The 4,392-nt window shown below is 64.1% G+C and carries 2 protein-coding genes and 1 pseudogene; all 3 read right to left on the bottom strand.

The window, feature by feature from the left end:
- Positions 1-331, bottom strand: a pseudogene (locus EOD07_RS24335) (hypothetical protein); the annotation flags it as partial.
- Positions 332-534: 203 nt separating this feature from the next.
- On the bottom strand, positions 535-3,498 hold the full coding sequence (gene ileS, locus EOD07_RS24330; protein ID WP_127237255.1) for an isoleucine--tRNA ligase: 2,964 nt from the start codon (positions 3,496-3,498) through the stop codon (positions 535-537).
- 320 nt (positions 3,499-3,818) lie between these two features.
- The coding region (locus EOD07_RS24325) for a MipA/OmpV family protein (RefSeq protein ID WP_164772476.1) at positions 3,819-4,392 on the bottom strand (574 nt) is incomplete at its 5' end.

Below are 4,392 nucleotides of genomic sequence, written 5' to 3'. Positions count from 1 at the left end.
GGTGCGCGGTGGCGTCGGCGCGGATGCGGGCGCGGCGCGCCTCCGGCGATTCGGGCCAATCGGCGCTCGCCGTCTCGATGCTTTCCTGTGGCGGCGGCAGGCTTTCCTTCTGCCCCGGGGCAGGCTTCACCAGGTCGGGGCGCGGCTTGTAATCGATCGGAGTGCGGCGCTTCGGCGTGATCGAGGCAGCGCCTGAAACATCGTCGAAGAGCTGCGCGGCCGCCGTCTTGTCGGTTCCGTAGGTGGGCGAGCTCATGCAGCCCGACAGGGCAATGGCCGATACCACAAGCGGCGCCACCAGCGCGGCGCGCGCAAACGTTCTGTCGGTCATGCCAAAAAGTCCCACTCTAACAGCCTTTCGGTCGCCACCGGCCAACGGCGCGGTCCCCATCTTCCCCGCATTTGCGATGGAAATCCGGCGACAATTTGTCTGCCGGAGTGTCGCGTGTTTACCTCAACCACTTGTTAAGGGCAACGCGCGGGCGGATTCGCGCTGCCCGGCGTGGCATTTATGCACCGGCTTATAGCCCGAGCCTATAGTCGACCCAATGCCCTAAGCTCATGCAGCACGGCTGCGTCGCGGGCCGAGACATCCGGGAATTCCGGATCCTGGCCGACATCGGCGGTGTAGCGCCAGGAGCGCGCGCATTTGACCAAGCCGCGATTCTCGGCCTTCTCCACCACCACCGCCACGCCCTTGACGTCCTCGAGCGTGAAGGCGCCTTCCGGTGCCTTGCCGCGGTTGATGACGAGGTCGCTGGTGATCGCCATCTCGGCCATGTCGACATCGACGATCGCCGCTTCCAGCACCGCATCGTCGATGGTGACCACCGGCACGGCTTCCAACGAGGAGCCAATCAGCTTCTCGGCGCGCGCGATTTCCAGCGCGCCGGTGACGACGCGGCGCACCTGCCTCACCTTGCGCCATTTCTCGGCCAGCGCCTCGTTGCGCCAGTTCCGCGGGATCGCCGGGAACTGATCGAGATGCACCGAGGCGGCTTCCGGATGGCGGTCGAGCCAAGCCTCCTCGGTGGTGAAGGGCAGCATCGGCGCGAGCCACTTCACCAGGCATTCGAAGAGGTGGCGCACCACCTGGACCGCCGCCCTGCGGCGCAGGCTCGACGGCCCGTCGCAGTAAAGCGCGTCCTTGCGGATGTCGAAATAGAATGCCGAAAGCTCAACCACCATGAAGTCGAGCAACGCACGAGTGATGCGCTTGAACTCGAAGGCGTCGTAGCCCTGGCGCACCACCTCGTCCAGTTCGGACAGCCGGTGCAGCATCAGCCGCTCCAGTTCCGGCATCGCCTCGACCGGCACATCCTGGCCGTCGTCATGGGCAAGCGTGCCCAGCATCCAGCGGATCGTGTTCCTGAGCTTGCGGTAGGCGTCGATATTGGTCTGCAGCACGTTCTTGCCGAGCCGCTGGTCCTCCCAATAATCAGTCGTCACCACCCAGAGCCTGAGGATATCGGCGCCGGACTGCTTGATGACATCCTGCGGCACGACGGTGTTGCCGAGTGACTTCGACATCTTGCGGCCTTCCTCGTCCATGGTGAAGCCATGGGTGATGACCGTGTCGTAAGGCGCCCTGCCCCTGGTGCCGCAGCTTTCGAGCAGCGAGGAATGGAACCAGCCGCGATGCTGGTCCGAGCCCTCGAGATAGACGTCGGCCGGCCATTTCAGGTCCGGACGGTCTTCCAGCGTGAAGACATGCGTCGAGCCGGAATCGAACCAGACGTCCAGGATGTCTCTCACCTGATGCCATTTGGACGCATCGTGATTGCCGAGGAAGCGTTCCTTGGCGCCCTCGGCGAACCAGGCGTCGGCGCCTTCCTTCTCGAAAGCGTCCATGATGCGCCGGTTGACGGCCTCGTCCTTCAGCACATTGCCGTCCTCGTCGGCGAAAACCGCGATCGGCACGCCCCAGGCGCGCTGGCGCGACAGCACCCAGTCGGGGCGCTCCTCGATCATGGCGCGGATACGGTTCTGGCCAGCCGCCGGCACGAAGCGCGTGTCGTCGATCGCCTTCAGCGCGCGGCTGCGCAGCGTCGTGCCGTCACCGAGGTCCTTGTCCATATAGACGAACCATTGCGGGGTGTTGCGGAAGATGACCGGCTTCTTCGAGCGCCAGGAATGCGGATAGCTGTGCTTCAGGCGGCCGCGCGCGAAGAGCGCGTTGCGCTTGATCAGCTCGTCGATGACCGCCTGGTTGGCGTTGCCCTTCTTGCCGTTGTCGTCGATGACGCGCGCCGCCCCGCCCTCGCGTTCCGGACCGAAGCCCGGCGCGTCCTTGGTGAAGAAGCCCGCATCGTCGACGGTGAAGGGGATCGTGGTATCGACTCCGCGCGCCCTCAGCTCGCTCGCGGCCTCCATCCAGGCGTCGAAGTCCTCGCGGCCATGGCCGGGCGCGGTGTGCACGAAACCGGTGCCGGCATCGTCGGTGACGTGCTCGCCGGCAACCATCGGCACCGGGAATTCATAGCCGCCGCCAAGGCCTTTGAAAGGATGTGAAAGCGTAAGCTTCCCAAGCTGTTCCGCCGATACGCTGTGAAGCCTGTTCAACGTGACCTTGGCCTTGGCTGCGCATTCCTCGGCCAAGGCGTCGGCGAAGATCAGCTTCTCGCCGGGCTGCGGGCCGAAAGCGTTCTCGGCCGCCGTCACCTCGTAGAGGCCATAGGCGATGCGCGGCGAATAGCTCACGGCGCGGTTGCCGGGGATGGTCCAGGGCGTGGTCGTCCAGATGACGACATGCGCCTCGACCAGATCGAGCGCGGCCCCATCCAGCGCCGGCGCGGCGCCGGCGACCGGCTGAGCGAGGCTCGCGACCGGGAACTTCACCCAGATCGTGTCGCTCTCGTAATCCTGATACTCGACCTCAGCCTCGGCCAGCGCGGTGCGCTCGACCACGCTCCACATCACGGGCTTCGAGCCGCGGTAGAGCTGACCGGACATGGCGAACTTCAGCAGCTCGCCGGCGATGCGCGACTCGGCATGGTAGGCCATCGTCGTGTAGGGATTGTCGAAATCGCCGATGACGCCAAGGCGCTGGAACTCGCCGCCCTGCACCTTGATCCAATGAGCCGCGAAGTCGCGGCATTCCCTGCGGAACTCGTTGACCGGCACCTCGTCCTTGTTCTTGCCTTTGGCGCGGTATTGCTCCTCGATCTTCCATTCGATCGGCAGGCCGTGGCAGTCCCAGCCCGGCACGTAGTTGGCGTCGTAGCCGCGCATCTGGAAGGAGCGGTTGATGACGTCCTTGAGGATCTTGTTCAGCGCATGGCCGATATGGATGTTGCCGTTGGCGTAGGGCGGGCCGTCATGCAGCACGAATTTCTCGCGGCCGGCGGCCTCCTCGTGCAGCTTTTTGTAAAGGTCCATGTCCTGCCAGCGCTTGACCAGGCCAGGCTCCTTCTCGGGCAAGCCGGCGCGCATCGGGAAATCCGTCTGCGGCAAATAAAGCGTCTTGGAGTAGTCGATCGTCTCAACAGTTTCTGTCATTGGGGTGTCGGTCATTGATCTGCCATCTCAGGGTACCCGACGACAAAAGCCGGGCGTTCAAGTCTTGCTTTGACGCATATCGTTTTCCCAAAACCGAAGCCACCTTCGGGCGATATGCGTTGATGTCCATGAAAAAACGCGAGGGGCGCGCGCGAAAACTCCCGGCGGCTCCAGCGGCGCTCAGGCCGCCCGGAACACCGGGCCCGTAATTCGTATCGCGATCGCGAAAAGGCGCGAAAAGCTCGTCATGGCGTGGCTTTTAGCGGATGGCGCGACAGGAATAAAGCGTGGATTTCAAGGCATGAAGCCGCTTTCGCGACCTACATCGTGAAATTGAAGCGGTAAGTGGTCGAGACACCGAAGGTCCACTGGTTGCGGTCGCCCCGTTCCTTGACCAGGCTGGAATCGGCCGCCGGCCCCATCAGACGCGAGTATTCGGTGAAAACGCTTGCCGTCATCGGCTCGGTCACCTTCCAGGTGATCGCGCCGCCGAGGCCCGTCGACTTCAGCCCGCCGCCCGGATGGTACTCGCTCAAGCCCGAAGCAACCGCTTCCTTGGCGTTGACGCCGTAATAGGCGTCGAAATAGTTGGACGAGGCGAAGGAGACGCGCGGGCCGCCGGAAATGCGCACCGTCGGCGTGATGTCGTAGAAGGCGTCCGCGGCGATGTCCGCGACAAAGCCGTTATGGGCGCGAATGCCGTGCCTGAGCTCCGCCCGCGCCCTTACCCAATCCAGCGGATAGAATTCGAAGAAGCCGCCCACCTCGCCGCCCCAGCGCACCGGATCGAGGCCTTTCAGTTCATCCTTGCTATCGCGCGAGAATATGAACTTGCCGGTCAAGCCGGCGCGAACGGAACCATCATCGATCAGCGCCAGCGAGATGTTGTCGTTG

Source organism: Mesorhizobium sp. M2C.T.Ca.TU.002.02.1.1 (genome assembly GCF_003997225.1).
This window is presented reverse-complemented; position numbering and strand designations above follow the sequence as displayed.

What these genes read in the sequence shown, in the direction of transcription:
- ileS (WP_127237255.1), bottom strand. Translation starts at nt 3,498, where the DNA reads ATGACAGAAACTGTTGAGACGATCGACTACTCCAAGACGCTTTATTTG.